Genomic DNA, 21,405 nt, shown 5'->3' with positions numbered 1-21,405 from the left:
CTCACCAAACCATAAGACCGCTTCCGGCGCTATGCACACCATGGCGGAGGAAACCGATAATCCATGCCACCAGGATGGCAGCGACAAAACCGTCCAGACGGTCCAATAGCCCGCCATGGCCGGGAATTAAGTGACTGGAATCCTTGACATCGAAGCGTCGCTTCACCGCGGATTCGAAGAGGTCCCCGCAGGCCGACACGACCGACAGGATGGCGCTGACGAGCAGCAATGGAACCATCTTTCCGAGCCCGCAAGCGGCAAAGCCGGCCGCAACCAGAAGGCTCGCGGCAAAGCCGCCGAGCGCCCCTGACCAGGTCTTCTTCGGGCTCACCCGCGGCCACAGCTTCGGTCCGCCGATGCTTCGGCCGGCGAAATAGCCGCCGATATCGGTCGCCCACACCACCAGCAGCACGAACATCAGCGCGGCGAAGCCGTTCACGAGATCCTGCCGCAGCAGGATCGAGGCCAACAGCGCCGCCGATGCATAGGCGAATCCAGAGGCCGCCCAGACGAACTTGCCCCGCGCGATCACCGTCACGATCGCACCGCCAATGAGGCCGGTGATGATTGCGGTCTTCAGCGCGCCGAAGGCCACGCAGGATCCCATCAAGGCGATGACGATGGTCCCTGCCCCGGTCAGCGCGACCGATCCCGCGCCCACCACCATCAGCCATTCCGCGAACAGTCCGATCGATACCAGGGTGACGAGAAGCGCCCACAACCAACCGCCGGCATAAGCGAGTGCAATGGCGAGCGGCGCCAGCACCAGCGCTGCGAGGACCCGCATCACGAGATTGCTCGGGGCAGGCTGAGAGCCGGCCGGTGCGGCGTCGGGTTCACTCACGAGGCGGTTTTCGCGACCAGGCCGCCGAAACGGCGTTCCCGCCTGGCAAATTCGGCGATGGCGCCTTCCAGCGTCGCCTTGTCGAAATCGGGCCAGTGAATCGGCACGAAGACAAGCTCGCTATAGGCGGCCTGCCACATCAGGAAGTTGGACAGCCGCTGCTCGCCGCTGGTGCGGATGATGAGATCGGGATCGGGAATGTCGGGCGCGTCGAGATGCGCTCCCAGTGTCTCGGCATCGATCGTCGCGGGATCGCGCCGCCCCTCGGCGACTTCGCGCGCGAGCTTCTGTGCCGCCTTCGCAATCTCCTGCCGCGAGCCGTAGTTGAAGGCGACGACGAGCGTGAGGCGCGTGTTGTCGCGCGTCAGTTCCTCGGCCTCGTTGAGGAGTGCGCATATGTCGCCCTCCAGCCCGTCCCGCTCGCCGATGATGCGGACCTTGACGCCGTCGCGATGCAGGCTCGCCAGATCGTTGCGGATGAAGCGGCGCAACAAGCCGAAGAGATCGCCGATCTCGCTCGCCGGACGGGACCAGTTTTCCGAGCTGAAGGAGAAGATGGTGAGATAGCGGATGCCGAGTTCATGCGACGCGCGAACCACGCGGCGCAGGGCCTCCACGCCGCGGCGATGGCCTTCCGCCCTCGGCAAGCCGCGCGCGGCCGCCCAACGCCCGTTGCCATCCATGATGATGGCGACATGCGCAGGCGCCTCGGACCGATCGGGTCCTTCCGTTGCTGGCGCGGCGGCGTTGGACATGAGGCTGCCTTAAAGCATGATCCGGAAGAGTGCGAAGCAGTTTTCCGAAATGATCATGCGCGAACAATAACCTAAAGCGCGATCCATCGCGCTTTAGACGGTGAGGATTTCTTTTTCCTTGGCAGCCAGCAACTGGTCGATCTCGGAGATCGTGCCGTCGGTCGCCTTCTGCACCTCGTCCGAGTGACGCTTCTGATCGTCCTCGGACATCTCGTGATTCTTCTCGAGCTTCTTGAGAACGTCGAGGCCGTCGCGGCGGACATGGCGCGCAGCGACCTTGGCGGCTTCCGCGTATTTGTGCGCGACCTTGACGAGCTCCTTGCGGCGCTCCTCGTTGAGCTCGGGAATGCGCAGGCGCAGCACCTGGCCTTCGGTCGCGGGCGACAGGCCGAGATTGGAATCGACGATCGCCTTTTCCACCGCCTTGACCATCGACTTGTCCCAGACCTGCACCGAGATCAGGCGCGGCTCCGGCACGCTGACGGTGGCGAGCTGGTTCAGCGGCATGTGGGTGCCATAGGCGTCGACCTGCACCGGGTCGAGCATCGAGGCGGAGGCGCGGCCGGTGCGCAGGCCGCCAAGTTCGTGCTTGAGCGACTGGACGGCGCCCTGCATGCGGCGCTTCACTTCGTTGAGGTCGAAATTATCCGTGGCCATCACGTTTCTCCTTCAAAATCCCGGCGACCTCTCCGCACCCTTCTCTCAGGGCGCAACGACGAGCCGTCAGCCGGCGACAATGGTTCCGTGGCCGCCGCCACGCAGTATAGCGCCGATCGAACCCGGCTCCGCGATCGAGAACACAATGATAGGCAGCGACGTCTCGCGGGCAAGCGCGAAGGCGGTCGCATCCATCACCTTGTAGCCGCCCTCGATCGCCTGCGAATGCGTCAGACGGTCGAATCGCGTCGCCGTCGGATCCTTCTTCGGGTCGGCCGAGTAGACGCCGTCGACATTGGTTGCCTTCAGCACCGCCTCGGCGCCGATTTCGGCGGCGCGCAGCACTGCGGTCGTGTCGGTGGTGAAGAACGGATTGCCGGTTCCGCCGCCGAGCAGCACGATCCGGCCCTCGGCGAGGTATTTGTGCGCCACGGTGCGGGTGAAAAGCTCGGAAATCTCGGGCATGACGAAGGCCGACAGCGTGCGCGCCGGCGTTCCCTTGCGCTCGATCGTCGCCTCCAGCGCGAGGCAGTTCATCATGGTGGCGAGCATGCCCATGGTGTCGCCTGTCGGGCGCGACACGCCGCGCGAGGACACCTCGACGCCGCGAAAGATGTTGCCGCCGCCGATCACGACCGCAACCTCGGTGCCCAGTTGGCGGGCGGCGATCAGATCGTCCGCGACCCGGTCGATGGTCGGCTGGTCGATGCCAAAACCCTGCTGTCCCGCGAGATATTCGCCGGACAGCTTGATCACGACGCGACGATAGACCGGATCAGTCATGAGCACTTTCCTTGTCCGGGCGCCGCTTCCGGCGGCACGCCGGAAGGAACGTTCCGGCGCTTACTTCTTGCCGCTGACCGCGGCGACCTCGGCCGCGAAGTCGCTTTCCTGCTTCTCGATTCCCTCACCGAGAGCATAGCGCACAAAGCCCGCGATCTTCACCGCGCCGCCGACCTTGCCTTCGGCTTCCTTCACCGCCTGCGCCACCGACTTGCCGGTGTCGTGGATGAAGGCCTGCTCGAGCAGGCAGACTTCCTTGTAGTAGGTCTTGAGACCGGACTCGACGATCTTCTCGATCACGTTCTCGGGCTTGCCCTGCTGGCGATATTTGTCGGCGAGCACGTCCTTCTCGCGCTTGACGACCGCCGGGTCGAGACCGGACGGTTCGAGCGCCAGCGGATTGGCGGCCGCGACATGCATCGCGATCTGGCGACCGAGCGTTGCGAGCTCGTCGGCCTTGCCCGGCGATTCCAGCGCCACGATCACGCCCATCTTGCCGGCGCCCTCGACGACCGAGCCGTGGACGTAGCTTGATACCACGCCCTGGCTCACTTCGAGCGAAGCTGCGCGGCGCAGCGTCATGTTCTCGCCGATGGTGGCAATCGCGTCATTGATCGCGGCTTCGATCGTGACGTCGCCGACCTTGGCGGCCTTGATCTTCTCGACATCGGCGCCGACGTCGAATGCGACCTGGGCGATCATCTTGACGAGGCCCTGGAACTGGCCGTTGCGCGCGACGAAGTCGGTCTCGGAGTTGACCTCGACCACGACGCCCTTGGTGCCCTTGGTGAGCGCACCGATCAGGCCTTCGGCGGCGACACGGCCCGACTTCTTGGCGGCCTTCGACAGGCCCTTCTTGCGCAGCCAATCCTGCGCCGCTTCCATGTTGCCGTCGTTTTCGGTCAGCGCGGCCTTGCAGTCCATCATGCCCGCGCCGGTCGACTCGCGCAGCTCCTTGACCATCGCAGCTGTGATCGTTGCCATCGTTGAAAATCCTTTTTGCCTGCCGGTTCGACGCGGCGTGGCATTCAATTGCCCCGCCGCGGTCCATCTCAGGAATTCGCGTCAACTGAAATGGTGGCCGGAGCTTATCCGGCCAATCCATCGCTCTTTTGACTATTCCGCTTCCGCGGTCAGCGCCTTGGCCTTGGCCACCCAGGCATCGGCCCGGCTCGGCAGACCGACTTCTTCGCCGATCTTGTGCGCGGTGTCGTGATCGAGCTCGGCGAGCTGCCAGAAATGGAAGATGCCGAGGTCGTTGAACTTCTTCTCGATCGCACCCGACACGCCCGGGAGCTTCTTGAGGTCGTCGGAGGTGCCGCGCGGACCGGCGAGGCCCTGGAAGCCGCTCGTGACCGGCAGCTCTTCGGCGGCCGGCCGAACCGAAGCGCCGACGTCGACGCCGGAATCGCCCTGGGCACGCGAGATGCCGTCAATCGCCGCACGCGCGATCAGATCGCAATAAAGCGCGATGGCGCGGCCGGCGTCGTCATTGCCCGGCACCACATAGGTGATGCCCTTCGGATCCGAATTGGTATCGACAATCGCGGCGACCGGGATGTTGAGCCGCTGGGCTTCCTGGATCGCGATGTCTTCCTTGTTGGTGTCGATCACGAAGATCAGGTCGGGCAGACCGCCCATGTCCTTGATGCCGCCGAGCGAACGGTCGAGCTTGTCGCGCTCGCGCTGAAGCGTCAGGCGCTCCTTCTTGGTGTAGGAGGAGGCATCGCCACCGGCGAGCACGTCGTCGAGATGACGCAGGCGCTTGATCGAGCCCGAGATCGTCTTCCAGTTGGTCAGCGTGCCGCCGAGCCAGCGCGAATTGACGAAGTACTGCGCGCAGCGCTTGGCAGCGTCGGCGACGCCGTCCTGCGCCTGGCGCTTGGTGCCGACGAACAGGATGCGGCCGCCCTTGGCGACAGTGTCGCTGACCGCCTGCAAGGCGTTATGCAGCAACGGCACGGTCTGCGCGAGGTCGACGATGTGGATGTTGTTGCGAGCGCCGAAAATGAAAGGAGCCATTTTCGGATTCCAGCGGTGAGACTGGTGACCAAAGTGCACGCCGGCTTCGAGGAGCTGACGCATAGTGAAATCGGGTAGTGCCATCGTTCTAATTCTCCGGTTGGTTCCTCCGGAAGCGTGTGAGCAAAACGGAGCGTTGTCGCCCCGGCTGCCACCGGACGGCCTTGTGAGCCATGCTTCCGTGTGAGATGGCGCGCTGTATAGCGCGATTCCGGCCAGAAGCAAGGAAATAAGGGCCATTCTGCGGCGGTTTTCGCCCGCGAGAGGCCCTCTTCCGTAAAGACCACGCTGCGCCCTGGCCCGCGACTAGCATCTGGGCTGGTTCGGCGGGCATTTCTTTGCCGCCGGCGGCGGGGCCGCGGGACGCGGCGGAGGTGCTGCCGGGCGCGGCGGTGGCGCGACGGCCATCCGGGGCGGCGGCGGTGGCGCCGGCCGGGCTACCGGTGGCGGCGGCGCGGGTCGGGCCATTGGCGGCGGCGCTGGCCGAGCGGCCGCGACGGGGGGAGCCACCCGGGCCGGCGGCGGCGCTGCAACACGCGGCGGAGGCGGCGGTGCCGGACGCGCCACGGCCGGCGGTGGAGTCGGCCTCGCCACGGCCTGAGGCCGCGGTGGTGATGCCGACGGCCGGGCGGCCTGCGCGGGAGTAGCCGACGGCTGATTCTGGGGCCTGATCGGCTCGCGCGCGGCAGAGGGCGGCGGGGTGACCGGTCGTCCAGCTGCGCCGGGAAGCGTGCGGGCAGCAGGCGGCGTGCCAGCCGGGTTGCGGGTCGCGGACTTGCCATGCTCCCCGGGCCCGGTCCCGGGCGCGGGCTGGGCCACCGGCGGCTTCGGCGATTGGCCGGCCGCAGCGGCCGGATTTGCAGTGATGGGCTTAGCCGTCGGCGGCGCCGCGGCGGTTGGCGCACCGGGATGAGCCGGCAGAGCGGTACCGGGACCAGCAGTCGTCGGCGCCCCCGGATGCGTCGGCAGCGGCGCGCCGGGTGCAGTCGCCGTCGGAGGTACAGGTCTGCCGCCAGGCAGAGGCCCTGCCCCCGCTGGTGGCGTCGGCGGCCCGCCATGGCTCCCTGGAACCGGCAGTGTATTGGCCTGGGGCAGCCTGGCCGATGGAGCAGCGGTTGGCGCTCCGATCGGTGCCGCGGTCGGCGCGACATTGGCCGGCGTCGCCGGAGCTAGCCCTGGCCTTGCCGTCGGCTGCATCGTCGCGCTCGGCGGCATCGGCGCCTTGCCCTGCTGAATCAGGGCGGCGCGCTGCGCGACCGCCTGCGGCACGGCTGGACCGGCCGGGCTGGCGCGGCCGGCAACGGCTGGTGCGAGATTGCCCGGTCCGGGCCCCGGCCCCACACCCGCCGGCAATGCCTGCGGCCGGTTGATGACGGTGTTGATGACCGTGGTGTTGTGAATGTTCTGGTAGATGATGTTGTTCGGCGGCGGCGCGACATAGATCGGCGGTCTGACGAACACCGGGATCGGCACGAAAACCGGCTGCGGCAGCACGAACAGGCCGAGCACCGGCATTGGCGGCGACAGCACGACGAAATCCGGCGGCGGCGGCGGCAGATAGTAGATCGGCGGCGGCGGAGGCGGCGCGAAGCCAAAATCGGGATCGCTGAAATACAGCACCGGACGGTCGACATAGACGATCTCCTCCGGCGGCGGAGGCGGTACGTCATAGTCGATCATCGCAAAGCTCGGCGGCGGCTCGACCGGCGCGGTCAGGATCGCCAGGCGACGGCGCGCGTCGGCCGCATGCGGCCCTCGCGAATAGCGATGCAGATACGACCAATAAGCTTCCGGCGTATCGGTCCGATAGGTCCGCCGCCAGGTGATCGCCTCGCGGCGCGCCGCGACGATCGCCATCACGCGCTTGGACATCGGATCATTCGGATAGGCGCCGAGAAACTCCTCATAGGCCGGCAGTGTGTCGCGCGCGAGCGCGGCGGCATAGGCATCCTGGACGCCGAGGTCGCGGATCGGCTTGTTACGCATCGCGGCGACCTGGTCGGGCGCGGCCTCCGGCGGCGGCGCGTCGGGCCCGCGCTCGAAGAACGAGAACTGCGCCGATATCTTCTGCTCGTTCCAGGGTACCTGCGCGCCCTTGCTGGCCTCGTTGACGCGCAGGCGAACGCGATCGAACACATCAGGCAGCGGCAGGCCGCCGGTGCGGATCATCTCCGCCAGCGACTGTGCGTAGATGCCGTATGGCCCCGGCTCCTCCGGCGCCACCGTGCCGGGCGCGGCATTGAAGGCGATCAGCATGTTCGGATCGGGCTCGACCAACGCAAGCCCGCTCGCGATCGGCTGGCCGCCCTCGACGAAGGGCTGCGCCCGGGCTGCGTCGAGCACAACGATGTTGGCCTTGAGCGGAACGGAAGCGAGCTGCCGCGCATAATCGCTGATGCGCAGGCCTTCGGTCGGAATGTCGGTGTCACGGGTGATGTTGGAATCGACCGGGATGAAATAGTTCTCACCCGCAAGCTGCACGCCGTAGCCGGCGAGATAGATCATCGCGACGGTGCCGGGGCCGGAGGCCTGCGCCTTCTGGATGAAGTCGCGAAAACTCTTGCGCAGCGTGTCGCCGTCGAGATCGCGGGCGCCGACAACGTCGAAGCCCGCCGCTTGCAGCGTCTGCGCGATCAGGCCGGCATCGTTCGCGGTCGTCGCCAGCGGCGACTTGGCATAGGCGCCGTTGCCGACCACGAGCGCGATGCGCTTTTCCTGCTGCTGAGCGCGCGCCGGATCCGGCGCGCCCGCGGCAAAAACCGCGATCGGCAGGAGAAGGCAGATGAAGGCTCTGAGCGTCCCACGCATGGCTTGCTGCCCGTTATTGTTGTTGAGGTGCCGCCACGCATCAGACGCGCGGCCAGCTGAATGGCACTTGAACGAAGGGCTAAATAACGAAAGGCCCAAATAACGAAAGGCTTGGATTGAGGCGGAGGCATGGCGCCCGTTGCCGGCGCCAAGCTCCTGCGTCAGAGTCGCATCAGCCTCGCGACGGTGGACCGGCGCGAGGCGATCAGCGCGTCAGCCCTGCGCGATCAGTTCGACCGTTCCCGTCGTGAGCCGGTAGATGCCGCCCACGACCTTGAGCTTGCCCTGCTCCACGGCCGCATTGAGGATCGGCGCCGCCGATTTCAGCTTCGCGACGTTGTCGATCACGTTCTGCCGGATCGCATTGTCGAGGACGTTCCCGCCTTGCTGCATCGCAGCCTTGGCGGCAGGCGCGATCGCATCGACCAGCGAGGGGATGTGGCCCGGCGGCGGCTTGTTGTCCTTGATCGCCTTCAGCGTCGCATCGACGGCGCCGCAAGCGTCATGGCCGAGAACGAGGATCAGCGGCGCGTTGAGCACGGCGACCGCATATTCCATGCTGGCAATGGTTTCGGTGCCGGCAAAATTTCCGGCGACGCGGCAGACGAACAGATCGCCGCGGCCGGTGTCGAAGGCATATTCCGGCGCGATGCGCGAATCGGCACAGCTCAGCACGGCCGCGAACGGGTTCTGCCCGCCTGCCAGCGCCTCGCGCTCGTGCTTGAAATCATGACGCCGCGCCACGCCGTCGACATAGCGCGCATTGCCTTCCATCAAGCGTTTCAATGATGCGTCGGGCGACAGCACGTTCTGCGGCTTGGGCGGCGTTTTCGTCTCCTTGGCGAAGGCTCTGCCGGTCAAGGCGAGGCCGAGGGCCGAGGCACCAAACAACATCGCGGACCGCCGCGATGGTACGATCTTCTCCTGTAGGGATTCATTGCATTTGTCGCACATGTTACGTTTCCTCCCGGCGCGATGGACCAACGGCATCGGTGCAATCATAGACGCAACGATGTGACGAAACCACAAATGACGGTGCGGGCCGGCGCCCGAGTTTCGCGCGGGCCTATTCCGCCAAGCGAAGCTCTGCGATTGTCGTCATGGCGGCCGTTTCATCCAGGGGCAGGAAATCCAGCGGGCCCTGATTTTTATAGCCGGACGTCATCGCAAGTGTGAGACCCCAGCCCAGCAGCCCAGTGCTCGCGTTCGCGATCATGGCGCTCTTGCGCTGACTGAAGCGCGCAACGAAGAACACGGTCTGGCCGGACTGAGCCGAGAAGTCCACGCGCGTCACGCCGAGCGCCGCCTCCTCTGCTACGAACTGGTGTTGGCCCGCCGGGCGATCGACATAGACATATGTCCCGGTCTTCAGGCCCTTGATCGGCGTACCGTCGAGGGAAAATGCCCAGTCCGGATCGCCGATGCCGCCGAAGCCCTTCTCGCGAAACACGACGACCCGTGCCTGCCCGGCTTTCGGCGGACCCAGCTTTCGCACCGCCTCCGAATACCCGAGCCCACTTCTCGCCGTCTCACAGCCGCACAGCAATGCCGCAGCCACGAGCAACACCAGCCCACGCAATAGCATCACGCCCCCAGATTTTCCCCGGGAGCATGCTAACCGGAATCAGCGACAGGTTGCAACGGGACCGCAGCATCACCCGCGCAAAACATGCAACCGGCTGCAACTTCGTGCGTGTTGCTAGAGCTGCTGCACGTCCACGACACCCGCCACCGCCTTGATGGCGCCAGCGATCTGCGGCGAGACCTTGAAACGGCCGGGCAGCTTCATCTCGACCTCGGTCTCGAGGTCGAGCATCATCACCAGCGAGACCTCACCGTCGCCGTTGGAGCGCGGCGCGGTGCCGGGGCTGCCGACTTTCGGTGCGGCGCCGTTCGATGCCGCCATGTCGGGTCCGGCGAGACGCTTGGCGATCGAGTCCAGCGGCTTGGTGTCGCGCACGAAAATGCGCAGGCCCTTCTGGGTCTTGGCCGCGGCGTCGTCCAGCGGCTCGGCATGCAGCACGCGGGCGCGCACGTCCTCGCCCTGGAGCTCGGCACCGAGCTGGAGCAGCACGGCAGCGCCCGGCTCCAGCACGTCGCGATATTGCGCGAGGCCTTCCGAGAACAGCACCGCCTCGAAATGTCCGGTCGGATCGGACAGGCCCATAATGCCCATCTTGTTGCCGGTCTTGGTGCGCCGCTCCATGCGCGACACCACGGTGGCCGCGACCTTGCCAGCGGTGGCGCCGGTCTTCACCGCGCGCGAGAACTCGGCCCAGGACTGTACGCGCAGCCGCTTCAGCACGGTGGCGTAATCGTCGAGCGGATGTCCCGACAGGAAGAAGCCGATCGCGTCATATTCGCGGCGCAGCCGCTCGGCCGGCAACCATGGCTCGATCTGCGGCAGCATGACGGTCGGCGCATCGGCCGAGCTGCCGAACATGTCGTTCTGGCCGATCGTCTCGGCCTGATGCGCGCGCTGGCAGGCGGCGAGGATCGCGTCCGCACCGGCGAAGACGCGCGCCCGGCTCGGCTCCAGCATGTCGAAGGCGCCGGCCGCGGCAAGACTTTCGATGACGCGTTTGTTGATCGCGCGCGGATTGACCCGCGCGGCGAAATCGGCGAGCGAGGTGAACAGTCCCTTCTTCGTCCGCTCCTCGATGATCTGCTCGACAGCGGCAATGCCGACGCCCTTCAGCGCGGCGAGCGCGTAGTAGATCGTCTTGTCGCCGACCTCGAAGGTCGCGCCTGAGCGATTGATGTTCGGCGGCTCGACCTTGATGCCGAGGCGCTGCGCCTCCGAGCGGAATTCGGAAAGCTTGTCGGTGTTGTTGAGATCGAGCGTCATCGACGCCGCGATGAACTCCACCGGGTAATGCGCCTTCATGTACGCGGTGTGGTAGGACACCAGCGCATAGGCCGCCGCGTGGCTCTTGTTGAAGCCGTAATCGGCGAATTTCGCCAGGAGCTCGAAGATGGTGTCGGCCTGTGCCTTCGGCACGCCGTTCTTCACCGCACCGGCGACGAAGATCTCGCGCTGCTTCTCCATTTCGGCGCGGATCTTCTTGCCCATGGCGCGGCGCAGCAGGTCGGCGTCGCCGAGCGAATAGCCCGACATCACCTGCGCGATCTGCATCACCTGTTCCTGGTAGATGATGACGCCGAACGTCTCTTTGAGAATCGGCTCCAGCACGGGGTGCAGATATTCCGGCTCCTCGTCGCCGTGCTTGCGCAAACAATAGGTCGGGATGTTCGCCATCGGACCCGGGCGGTAGAGCGCGACCAGCGCAATGATGTCCTCGAACCGGTCGGGGCGCATGTCGACCAGCGCGCGCCGCATGCCCTGGCTTTCAACCTGGAACACGCCGACCACCTCGCCGCGCGCCAGCATCTGGTAGCTTTCGGCATCGTCGATCGGCAGCGTGGCGAGATCGACATGGATGTCGCGCGGCTTGAGCAGCTTGATCGCGACGTCGAGCACGGTCAGCGTCTTCAGGCCGAGGAAGTCGAACTTCACGAGGCCCGCGGGCTCGACCCATTTCATGTTGAACTGGGTGACCGGCATGTCCGACTTGGGATCGCGGTACATCGGCACCAGCTCGCTCAACGGGCGATCGCCGATCACGATGCCGGCGGCATGCGTCGAGGCGTGGCGGGTCAGGCCTTCGAGGCGCTGGGCGATGTCGAAGGCGCGCGCCACCACCGGGTCTTCGTCGCGGAACGCCTGGAGTTTTGGTTCGCTCTCGATCGCGGCAGCCAGCGTGACGGGCGCGGCCGGATTCTGCGGCACGAGTTTTGTGAGCTTGTCGACCTGACCGTAAGGCATCTGCAGAACGCGGCCGACGTCGCGCAGCACGCCGCGCGCCTGCAGCGTTCCGAAGGTGATGATCTGCGCGACCTGGTCGCGACCATAGCGCTCCTGGACGTACTTGATCACCTCGCCGCGGCGGTCCTGGCAGAAGTCGATGTCGAAATCCGGCATCGAGACGCGTTCGGGATTGAGGAAGCGCTCGAACAGCAGGCCGAACTTGATCGGGTCGAGGTCGGTGATGGTCAGCGCCCAGGCGACCAGCGAGCCTGCGCCGGAGCCGCGGCCCGGCCCGACCGGAATGCCCTGGCCCTTTGCCCATTTGATAAAGTCGGCCACGATCAGGAAGTAGCCCGCGTATTTCATGCGCATGATGACGTCGAGCTCGAACGCCAGGCGCTTTTTGTAGTCCTCGTCAGTGGTGCCCGGCGACAGGCCGTGCACTTGCAGACGGTTGCCGAGCCCCTCCTCGGCCTGCCGCTTCAATTCGGCCGCCTCGACCGCGGCGGCATCGGAGCTTGCGGCGGCGCCGACCGTGAAGAACGGCAGGATCGGCTTGCGCGTCATCGGGCGGAACGAGCAGCGCTCGGCGATCTCCACCGTCGAGGCCAGCGCCTCCGGAATATCGGCGAACAGCACCGCCATCTCGGCGCGGGTCTTGAAGCGGTGGTCGGGCGTGAGCTGCTCGCGCTCGGTCTCTGCGATCAGCCGCCCGCCGGCGATGCAGAGCAGCGCGTCATGCGCTTCGTAATCGTCGGTCGCGGCGAAATACGGCTCGTTGGTCGCAACGAGCGGCAGGCCCTTGACGTAAGCGATGTCGATCAGGCTGCTTTCGACTCTCCGCTCCTTCTCGGTATTGTGGCGCTGCAGCTCGACGTAGAGGCGGTCGCCAAACAGGCTGGCCAGACGCTCGCAGCGCGAGGCGGCAATTTCGGGCTGCCCCGCGGCAAGCGCCAGCGAGATCGGCCCGTCCGGACCGCCCGTCAGCACAATCAGGCCTTCGGTCTCGCCCTCCAGCCAGTCAAACTTGATGTGGGAGGCATGGGTGTCGGGGGGCGTCTCCAGGAACGCGCGCGAGTTCAGCCGCATCAGGCTGCGGTAGCCGCGCTCCTGCGCGGCCAGCAACACCACGCGCGAGGGCAGAAGCGCGTTGCGCGCACTGGGATCCTGGTCGCCGAAATCGATCGCGATCTCGCAGCCGACGATCGGCTGGATGCCGGAGCCCGCCATCTTGTCGGAGAACTCCAGCGCACCGAACATGTTGTCGGTATCGGTCAGCGCCAAGGCCGGCTGATGGTCTTTCTTCGCAAGCTCGGCGAGCTTGGCGATCTTGATCGAGCCCTTGAGCAGCGAATAGGCCGAGTGAACGTGAAGGTGGACAAATCCGGCGCTCGGCATGGTCGCGTGACGGCCTCTTGCAGATGGATGGAGCGGTCGCCGGCACCAAGGGGATCATGGAGGCATCCTGCACCCTCCCGGCCGACTCGCCTCACAATGGTGGGGTCTCACCGCTTCAGAGTCCACGCCGGAGCGGCCGATCGGCCGCGTCGTCCCGCTTTTCCCCAATGGGCGCCCGTGAGCGGAGCACCGGTTTACAAAACCGCGGGTCTAGAGCTGCGGAATCACCTGCGCCCAGATTGCGATCATCCCGACGAACAGCGCGATCGAGGCGAGTGCGGCGGCTTCTTCGACGAAAATCCTGAACATGGCTTGCTCCATGGCGAGAACGTATGAAGAACATTGTTCTCATTTTGTTCCTGGGAGTCAAGCCGTCTGCGCCGTCTTGAAAAGCGATGGTTAACTCGCTGAATTCAAATAATAAAAAAGCCCCGGCACAAGGCCGGGGCTTTCATCAACCGCTCGATGGAGTGATCAAGCTCAGTAACGGCCGAGCATCTGGCCGGGGCCGAACTTGTAGTTCAGGCGGACGAGGCCCATGTCGACGTCCTGCTTGACGTGGACCGGCAGAACACCGAAGCCGCCGGTCAGGTTCTGATCGTTGCCACCCAGGAAGATGTGGTTGTATTCGGCGCCAACCGACCAGTTCGGAGCGAACCCGAACTCGAGGCCCGCGCCGACCGTGCCGCCCCAACGAGTGTCGTTGGCCGATGCAAGCGACACGCCGCCGAGAGAGGCGTCGTACTTGGTGCCAACCACCGCCGCACCACCCTTTACGTAGAGCAGCACGTTGTTCCAGGCGTAGCCGACCTGACCGGTGATCAGACCGAACGAGTCGATCTTTGCGTTGTTGGTGAAGCCGGAGATCGCTCCAACGTGGCTGCCGGAGAAGTCAGCCCAGTTGCCCTGGCCTTCCACGCCGAACACCCACTGGCCCGACTGCATGCGGTAGCCGATCTGGCCACCGACCGTGCCCCCGGTCGCGTCATGCGAACCATCGCGGCCGAAGCCCACCAGATCCCACGTCGCGTGCGAGGAACCGCCGCCGCCGTTGACGCCGATGTAGAAGCCGCTCCAGTCGTAGATCGCGGCAACCATCGCGGGCGCCTTGGTGTAAGGCCGCGCAGCGAGGTCAGCAGCCACCGCCGGCGCAGCCGCGCCGAGCGCGATAAGGCTCACAGCAGCAAGCAACAGATTCTTGTTCATTTGATTCCCGTTCCAGTTTCGTCGTTAGGCCCCCGGGCCGTGTCGTCGTTCATACCAGCGCTCGACGGAATTGCTGTAACCTCGACGCCACAGTCCGCCCCAAAGGGCTGCGCTTCATTAATGAAGATTTATCAGGGCGCGCTGGAAACCCTTTGAAACAAGAGTTTTCACGAGTTCCAATGTCGGTTACACGACATATACGGCATGCACGCGTAACAATATCGCGCGCACATTCGCGTGATTGGAGAATTGAAATGCGCAGACGAATTGTTCTCCCCATTTTTGCCATATTTTCGCTCGCGCTCGCCACATTTGCGCTTGCGCCCGGCGGAAGCACGCCGGCGCATGCGTTCGGAACTCACCATGCCTTCTGTCTCACCGGCGATGAATGGCCGGGGCTCAGCAATTGCACGTTCGACAGTTACGCGCAGTGCCAGGCGAGTTCGTCGGGCCGCGCCCTCACCTGTATCGCGAACCCGTATTTCGCAGGCCAGAGCGATGATCCCTACGCCTACCAGAACAGGCCGCACGCGCAGACGCCTGGTTATCCGCCGGGCTATTTCCTGCGCTAAGCTGCGTCGCGCTCGCTTCGCGCTCCTTGATTGCCGCTACGCCTCGCACGAGCAGTGCAGGTATTTGGCCGTGGGTCGGTCGGCGATGCGCATTGCGAACCCGTATTTTGCGCAGAAGATGCCCCCTCGCCGCGCAAGGCGCCTCAATTAAATCGGGACGCTGATATGCGGCCTGCCCAGCATTGAGCTTCCAGTGTTGACGCCGACTGATCCGGGTTTAAGTACGACAGAGAAATCTTGCAGGGGTGGCGACGTTCGCTGGGCTGGTTCCCGTTGACGCCACCATTGCAGGACACATGACGACATCGCACCGAGCGACCTCGCCCCGCGCGACCGCGGCCTCAGCACCCCCTCATCTCGCCATCGTCCTGTTCTCGCTCGCGATGGGCGGCTTTGCGATCGGAACCACCGAATTCGCATCGATGAGCCTGCTGCCGTTTTTCGCCGCCGACCTCGGGATCGACGAGCCGACCGCGGGACACGCAATCAGCGCCTACGCGCTCGGCGTCGTGCTCGGCGCGCCACTGATCGCCGTGCTCGGCGCGCGATTGGCGCGGCGCGCGCAGCTACTGGTCCTGATGGTCGTATTCGCGCTCGGCAATGCCCTCACCGCACTGGCGCCGGGCTTTGGCTGGATGATCGCAGCGCGTTTCCTCTCGGGATTGCCCCACGGGGCCTATTTCGGCATCGCCGCGCTGGTCGCGGCCTCCCTCGTTCCGCAACATCGCCGCTCGCAGGCGATCGGCCAGGTGATGCTCGGACTGACCACTGCCACCATCATTGGCGTGCCGCTGGCCAATCTGATTGGGCAGGCCGTCGGCTGGCGCGCGAGCTTCGGTCTCGTGTCGGTGCTGGCGTTGCTCACGGTCCTGCTGTGCGCCCTGTTCGCGCCACGCGACCAGGCAGGCCGGTCCGATCCGCTGCGAGAGCTGGGAGCGCTGCGAAGCGGCCGCGTCTGGATCACGCTGGCGATCGGCGCCATAGGCTTCGGCGGCATGTTCGCCGTCTACACTTACCTGGCGACCACGCTGATCGAGGTGACCAAGGTCAGCCCCGCGGTCATTCCGCTTTTTCTGGCCGTGTTCGGCATCGGCGCCACGCTCGGCAATCTGTTCGTGCCGCGCTTTGCCGACCGCGCGCTGATGCCGACCGCGGGCGTCATCCTGTTATTCTCGGCAGTTGCGCTGCTGGTGTTTCCGCTTGCCGCTGGCAATCCCTGGCTGCTGGCGGCAGACGTCTTCGCGATCGGCGCCAGCGTCTCGCTCGGCGCCATTCTCCAGACGCGGCTGATGGACGTCGCCGGAGACGCGCAGGCACTTGCGGCCGCCCTCAACCATTCGGCATTCAACACCGCCAATGCGCTCGGCCCGTTTCTCGGCGGCATCGCCATTCGCGAGGGGCTGGGCTGGACCTCCACCGGCCCAGTCGGCGCCGCGCTGGCGGTTCTGGGTTTCCTGATCTGGATCGTCGCCTATCGCGACGCCAGATCTGCTGAAGCCGAATCTGCTCCGGTCGATGTCAGCTCAGGAAGCAACGCGGCCGCACCGGAGAATCCTCCGGCGAGACTGGCGCCACCGTTGGCGCCGGATGATCGAAGCCGTTCGGATGCCGCCAGTGATCCGGTGGCTTGAGGACGCCTCCTCAATCAGCCATCGTAACGATCAAAGGTCCGCTTCGGGTGGCGATCACGGTGTGCTCGTATTGAACAGTCGCCGCTTCGGGGCTGCTGTAGAGCGTCCACGGATCATCGCCATCCTGTGCCCACTCGGCGCCCAGGGACAGGAATGGCTCGACCGTGAACACCAGGCCGTCGCTCATGATACGGCGCTCGGAGCGGTCGGGCCATGTCGCGATCTCCGTCGGCTCCTCGTGGAGCGACAGGCCGACACCGTGGCTAGCAAGGTTCCTGACCAGGCTGTAACCGTTCTTCCGCGCGAAGGTCCCGATGGCCTGACCGATGCCGGCAATCGGTTTGCCGGCTCCAACCTGCCGCAGGCCCGTCCACATCGCGCGCCTTCCATCCCTGCAAAGACGTTCGACCACGCGGGTTACTGGCGGAACGGCGAATGACGCTCCCGTATCCGCAAAGAAGCCGTTCTTCTCGGCAGACACGTCGATGTTCACAAGATCGCCGCGCGCGATCCGTCGCTCACCCGGAATGCCGTGAGCGATCTCCTCGTTCACGCTGATGCAGGTCGCCCCGGGAAAGTCGTAGGCCAGCTCCGGAGCCGAACGTGCGCCGGCAGCCTCCAGCAGTGTTCGTCCGATCTGGTCGAGCTCGGAGGTGGTCATGCCCGGCTCGAGCGCCTTGCCCATCGCCTCGAGAGTGTTGGCGACGATGCGCCCGATCTCTTTCAGGCTGGTGAGGTCGTTGTCGTCCGAGATTGTCATATCAGGCTCTTCCGAAAGCCGGGGCATAGCGCTTGTGAAGGCGGCTTGCAAACGGAAGGACCCATGCCAAATCGCGTCGGCGCAATTGCTTCTTGCCGGGAGGGCCCGGCATTTCGAAAACGCACGACGTGACGCACCGGACCTCGCAATCGCCGTTCATATGATATTTCAGCGATGCTATTCCCCTGTCGCTCTCGACAACACAGACGAGAGAACTGGAGAATGTTCATGTCTGTCACGAACAACGGAATCGGCCGGCGAGACTTCATTGCATCGTCGCTGGTCGGTACCATTGGCCTCACCTTTCCGCTCACTTCGATCGCGTCATCCGCTCAGGCCGCAGAAAGCACCGCAAGCCCCGCCGGCGACGCCAGCATCCGCAAATTCAATATCAGCATCCCCGACTCGGCGCTCGATGACCTGCGCCGGCGCATCGAAGCAACGCGCTGGCCCGACCGGGAGACGGTGCCCGACACCTCGCAAGGCGTGCAACTCGCGCGGCTGCAATCTCTTTGCGGCTACTGGGCCAAGTCCTATGACTGGCGCAAGATCGAAAAGCAGCTCAACGCACTGCCGCAGTTCATCACCGAGATCGATGGCCTCGACATCCATTTCATCCATGTCCGGTCACGCAATCCCGACGCGCTGCCCATCATCATCACGCACGGCTGGCCGGGCTCGATCCTCGAAATGCTCAAGACCATCGGACCGCTGACCGATCCCGTAGCGCACGGTGGGCGCGCCGAGGACGCCTTCCACGTCGTCATCCCCTCGATTCCCGGTTACGGCTTCTCGGCGAAACCACGCGAACTCGGATGGGGCCCGGACCGCGTAGCGCGCGCCTGGGATGTGCTCATGAAGCGGCTGGGATATGTCAGATACGTCTCCCAAGGCGGCGACCATGGATCGGTGATCTCCGACGCGCTCGCCCGTCAGAAACCTGCTGGCCTTCTGGGTATCCACGTCAACATGCCGCCGACTGTGCCTGCCGAATACGTCAGAGGCATCAATGCCGGCGATCCGCCGCCTGCAGGCCTTCCTGAGCCGGAACGCGTGGCCTTCGAGACCCTGAGCAAGTTCTTCGCGCGAAGCGCGGCCTACGGCGCGATGATGGTGACGCGCCCGCAGACGATCGGTTACGGGCTTTGCGACTCGCCCGCGACACTCGCTGCCTTCATGTACGAGAAGATTGCCGAGTGGACGGACAGCGGCGGCGAGCCCGAGCGCGTGCTGACCAAGGACGAAATCCTGGATGCCATCTCGCTCTACTGGCTCACGGATACCGGAGCGTCGGCCAGCCGGTTCTACTGGGAAAACAACAACAACAACTTCAGCTCCGCCGCGCAGAAGACCACGGAGATCACGGTGCCGGTCGCGGTGACCGTATTCCCTGCCGAGATCTATCGCGCGCCGAAGACATGGACGCAGCGCGCCTATCCGACGCTCCATTACTTCAACGAGGTCGACAAGGGCGGCCACTTCGCGGCGTGGGAGCAGCCGCAGCTCTTCGCCGCCGAGATGCGGGCAGCGTTCAGATCGCTACGCTAGGCAGTTCAATCCATGAACCGGGACATGAACCGGGGCGGCGGCACGTTGCCAATGCTCTCGATGCGCCCGGTCGAGCGATGGCCAACGGTTTCGGATCGATCGCCAAAAGTTGCTCCAGGCGCTGTGCGACGGGCAAGGTGGTGCGGCTTTGACCGGAAAAGCAGGTGGGTCCAACCGCACCTGCTCAATTGACAAGAGCATCGTACGCGCGACACACGCGAAATTGTAGGCATGTAAGCTGCGCGTAAGCAAAGCGGAGGAGACCGCAGGGTTTCCGCTGCAGGCCGGCAAGTACGGGGTCTGGCGCGGCCGCATCGCCCCTGACATGGTCATGGCGATGCTGGCGCCCCGCTCCCTGCATGTCCGCGAAATCACACCGATGCCGGACGGAAAGCCAGACACAACAAGGTTCGGCATCGACATGGCGGGCTTAGTTCGTCTTGACGAACTTGTAAGTCCCCTTCTTGTGGCCAATGACCTGACTGATGCCATCGAAGTTGCTCTTGAGAGGGTCGATGGTGACGACGAGCGCGGCTTGAAGACCTTCGAATTTGCCGGTCCCCCCGGTTATGTTGCAATTGTTGGGGGATGCGGGCATCCAGTCGCATTGCTCGAACACTTGATCGCCGTCCTTGTCCACGTAAGCACAGAACCCATGAATTTCGGCGGTCTTCGCCGATGGATCCGTTAGGCGGCTGAGCTGACAACGTCCACCCATGTTGTTGAGTACAGGATTTCCCGCCTCGTTTGAGGCTGCCATGGCTTGGTTCATGAGAACAAACTCTCTGCCGCCGCCGATCGGCATCGGCTTGGGAGCAGGAATCGGCGTGGCGGTAAATATGACCGAGACGGCGCCTTCCGGTGGCATACTCTGAGCGTGGACACCCGTAGTTATCAGAACGACCGCGACTGAAAGCAATGCGACGTTTGCGTGTAAAATGACCATCGTTAGCTCCCTTTAAGTTAAGGTGGTGCAGAGAACTATTGCGAGCAAAGCAGGCTATGTCTTGAGTTACTTTGCTGCCTGCTGCGGCTGGGGCGGCGGCGGCTTGGGAATCGACGTGAGCATGCGAATCTTCCATTGCCCGTCCTCACGAACATCGAGAGCGGTCCAAATAACGGTGAAGTCTATGGGAGCACCTGTCTCGCTCTTGCCAGTAACGCGAGATTCGCCGGTTACCAGAGCCGTGCTTTCTGACAATGACTCAACCTCGGTCATCTTTACCTCGAGACGACTAACTCCCGCTCTGAAGGCGTTCTCATAGTACTTGGTATTATCCACGACTCCGTCTTCAGTAACACGCATATAGCTCTTCGTATAAAGTGAAGTAATCCCGGCGGTGTCCTTGTTGTTGAAGTACTGCTCGTAGGCAGAACCTATCTTTCCAATTTCTTCTTTGAGATTTTGATCTGACGCAGTCGCAGGAATTGCTGATAGTAACAGCGAGATAAATACAAATCCAAATCTGCGCATGATGCTACTCCCTACTGTTGATGCCTCTCCAGACGAGAGGCAGTCGCGGACACCCACTGTTTGCTCGAATTTTGTTGGTTCGTCCTCATGGTGGCAGGAGAGCGGCCGCTGTATCGAGCCCGCCGATGAGTTCGGGCGACCGCACGAAAAGAAAACGAGAGGTCGCCGGTATTTCAGCGTCGTCCTTGCCGTCCTGGCCGATCAGGATCAATCCGGCTCCGCCATTTGCCACGTTGAGAACCACCGGCTCTCCACTCCACGTCTTGATTGGCTGCATTCCCACGATGAGAAATTCGCCCATTGGCTGATCAAAATATTGAAGGCGCAATTGCGGACCGATCTCCGCTGCCGCAAGTTCAAAGCCAAGTTGCCGGGCCCGCGCGTAAATGACGGCCAGCGGCACGCTATCGGTTTTGAAGCCAAGCTCGATAGCAGACACCACTACAAGCTCCACGTCTGTCTTGTTGGAACTGACGGTGAAGGCCGGTCGAGCGAGAACTTCCGCGGCCAACCCGCCAATACTGCAACCTACGGAATCCAATGCATTGCGCAACGCAATGGAATTGGCAAAGGTGCCGACCGCTATCGTCTTCCATGTCGGAACATCGCGGGCGGCCCCGATGAGTTTTTGCGGCAAATCAACTGCACGAACTTTGCCGAGCTTCAGTTGATTCTGTAAGACGTCGCGCGCCGAGCATTGTCCCCATGCCTGCAGCGTGGACTGAAACAAGGGGGCGGCACAGAGAAATGCAACAATCAGGCAATGCCTGCTCCGCCCCGCGTTCGGATGATGATCTAGTGCGGCGCGATCCGCGTGGCTTATCGGAATGCACATGTCGAAGATCGACTTTGTTGCAAAATTCGACTGAAAGAACCCGCCTCCGAGTCAATGGGAAGAACGGAGGTCAATGAAAAAACATTGTCCGACCGCACTCAAAAGGGGGGCCGGAGGCGGGGCGCTATTGGCTCAAGTATTCCAATTTCAAATGAACGGGCGGCAGTCCGTAAGCCCGATAGCCCGTCGCATCAAACCGAAAACGGAATGACGTGGCTGAAACGTAGCACCACGGGTCCGACGGTTCAATCTGCAACTCCGCCCACCAGCGTGCATAACGCGCTTCGCCGCGATCGCGACGTTC

19 protein-coding genes are annotated in these 21,405 nt (G+C 64.2%); 4 read left to right on the top strand and 15 right to left on the bottom strand.

The features are described 5' to 3' along the window. Position 1 precedes the first annotated feature (1 nt). The 11 genes from ABIB06_RS18985 to ABIB06_RS18935 all read right to left on the bottom strand — a co-directional run bounded on the left by ABIB06_RS18985 (position 2) and on the right by ABIB06_RS18935 (position 14,281). Positions 2–844 carry a phosphatidate cytidylyltransferase gene (locus ABIB06_RS18985; RefSeq protein WP_354049546.1) on the bottom strand — a complete coding sequence of 281 codons (843 nt, stop codon included), beginning with the start codon at positions 842–844 and terminating at the stop codon, positions 2–4. Continuing rightward, on the bottom strand, positions 841–1,599 hold the full coding sequence (locus ABIB06_RS18980) for an isoprenyl transferase (RefSeq protein ID WP_354049547.1): 759 nt from the start codon (positions 1,597–1,599) through the stop codon (positions 841–843). Before ABIB06_RS18980 ends, ABIB06_RS18985 begins: the two co-directional genes overlap by 4 nt. 93 nt (positions 1,600–1,692) lie before the next feature. After that, the gene (frr, locus tag ABIB06_RS18975) at positions 1,693–2,256 is read right to left on the bottom strand and encodes a ribosome recycling factor (protein WP_247349255.1); all 564 of its coding nucleotides are present in this window, start codon (positions 2,254–2,256) and stop codon (positions 1,693–1,695) included. A 66-nt stretch (positions 2,257–2,322) separates the two neighbouring features. Continuing rightward, the gene (gene pyrH / locus ABIB06_RS18970) at positions 2,323–3,039 is read right to left on the bottom strand and encodes a UMP kinase (protein WP_247349256.1); all 717 of its coding nucleotides are present in this window, start codon (positions 3,037–3,039) and stop codon (positions 2,323–2,325) included. 60 nt (positions 3,040–3,099) lie between these two features. Continuing rightward, positions 3,100–4,023 carry a translation elongation factor Ts gene (gene tsf / locus ABIB06_RS18965; protein ID WP_354049548.1) on the bottom strand — a complete coding sequence of 308 codons (924 nt, stop codon included), beginning with the start codon at positions 4,021–4,023 and terminating at the stop codon, positions 3,100–3,102. A gap of 132 nt (positions 4,024–4,155) precedes the next feature. Continuing rightward, on the bottom strand, positions 4,156–5,145 hold the full coding sequence (locus ABIB06_RS18960) for a 30S ribosomal protein S2 (RefSeq protein WP_247349258.1): 990 nt from the start codon (positions 5,143–5,145) through the stop codon (positions 4,156–4,158). A gap of 222 nt (positions 5,146–5,367) precedes the next feature. After that, a complete protein-coding gene (locus tag ABIB06_RS18955; protein WP_354049549.1) occupies positions 5,368–7,869 on the bottom strand; it encodes a caspase family protein in 2,502 nt (833 codons plus the stop codon). Positions 7,870–8,082: 213 nt separating this feature from the next. Continuing rightward, positions 8,083–8,823: a carbonic anhydrase gene (locus tag ABIB06_RS18950; RefSeq protein WP_354049550.1), complete on the bottom strand. Its 741-nt coding sequence runs from the start codon at positions 8,821–8,823 to the stop codon at positions 8,083–8,085. Positions 8,824–8,935: 112 nt separating this feature from the next. Next, on the bottom strand, positions 8,936–9,454 hold the full coding sequence (locus ABIB06_RS18945) for a hypothetical protein (protein WP_354049661.1): 519 nt from the start codon (positions 9,452–9,454) through the stop codon (positions 8,936–8,938). A 114-nt stretch (positions 9,455–9,568) separates the two neighbouring features. Then, a complete protein-coding gene (gene dnaE / locus ABIB06_RS18940; RefSeq protein ID WP_354069210.1) occupies positions 9,569–13,075 on the bottom strand; it encodes a DNA polymerase III subunit alpha in 3,507 nt (1,168 codons plus the stop codon). 480 nt (positions 13,076–13,555) lie between these two features. Next, positions 13,556–14,281 carry an outer membrane protein gene (locus tag ABIB06_RS18935; RefSeq protein ID WP_354049552.1) on the bottom strand — a complete coding sequence of 242 codons (726 nt, stop codon included), beginning with the start codon at positions 14,279–14,281 and terminating at the stop codon, positions 13,556–13,558. Positions 14,282–14,535: 254 nt separating this feature from the next. On the opposite strand from ABIB06_RS18935, the gene ABIB06_RS18930 reads away from it, so the two are divergent. The 3 genes from ABIB06_RS18930 to ABIB06_RS18920 all read left to right on the top strand — a co-directional run bounded on the left by ABIB06_RS18930 (position 14,536) and on the right by ABIB06_RS18920 (position 16,484). Next, entirely contained in the window at positions 14,536–14,853 is a 318-nt protein-coding gene (locus ABIB06_RS18930) for a DUF3551 domain-containing protein (protein WP_354049553.1), read from the top strand. After that, positions 14,780–15,004, top strand: a complete 225-nt coding sequence (locus ABIB06_RS18925; protein WP_354049554.1) for a DUF3551 domain-containing protein — start codon at positions 14,780–14,782, stop codon at positions 15,002–15,004. Before ABIB06_RS18930 ends, ABIB06_RS18925 begins: the two co-directional genes overlap by 74 nt. 145 nt (positions 15,005–15,149) lie before the next feature. Further along, the gene (locus ABIB06_RS18920; protein ID WP_354049555.1) at positions 15,150–16,484 is read left to right on the top strand and encodes an MFS transporter; all 1,335 of its coding nucleotides are present in this window, start codon (positions 15,150–15,152) and stop codon (positions 16,482–16,484) included. Between the two features lie 10 nt (positions 16,485–16,494). Here ABIB06_RS18920 and map read toward each other — a convergent pair whose 3' ends face one another. Then, a complete protein-coding gene (gene map, locus ABIB06_RS18915) occupies positions 16,495–17,244 on the bottom strand; it encodes a type I methionyl aminopeptidase (protein WP_354049556.1) in 750 nt (249 codons plus the stop codon). Positions 17,245–17,472: 228 nt separating this feature from the next. On the opposite strand from map, the gene ABIB06_RS18910 reads away from it, so the two are divergent. Beyond that, a complete protein-coding gene (locus ABIB06_RS18910) occupies positions 17,473–18,792 on the top strand; it encodes an epoxide hydrolase family protein (RefSeq protein WP_354049557.1) in 1,320 nt (439 codons plus the stop codon). 430 nt (positions 18,793–19,222) lie between these two features. Here the strand turns inward: ABIB06_RS18910 and ABIB06_RS18905 are convergent, their stop codons facing one another. From ABIB06_RS18905 to ABIB06_RS18895, 3 genes are all read right to left on the bottom strand, one after another. Next, a complete protein-coding gene (locus ABIB06_RS18905) occupies positions 19,223–19,738 on the bottom strand; it encodes a hypothetical protein (protein ID WP_354049558.1) in 516 nt (171 codons plus the stop codon). Between the two features lie 66 nt (positions 19,739–19,804). Then, positions 19,805–20,266, bottom strand: a complete 462-nt coding sequence (locus ABIB06_RS18900) for a YybH family protein (protein WP_354049559.1) — start codon at positions 20,264–20,266, stop codon at positions 19,805–19,807. Positions 20,267–20,351: 85 nt separating this feature from the next. Further along, positions 20,352–21,101, bottom strand: a complete 750-nt coding sequence (locus tag ABIB06_RS18895) for a hypothetical protein (protein ID WP_354049560.1) — start codon at positions 21,099–21,101, stop codon at positions 20,352–20,354. Between the last annotated feature and the right edge of the window lie 304 nt (positions 21,102–21,405).

This window comes from Bradyrhizobium sp. LB8.2, assembly GCF_040548035.1.
GTDB lineage: Bacteria > Pseudomonadota > Alphaproteobacteria > Rhizobiales > Xanthobacteraceae > Bradyrhizobium.
The sequence above is the reverse complement of the archived record's forward strand: the minus strand, read 5'-3'. Positions and strand labels throughout refer to the sequence as shown.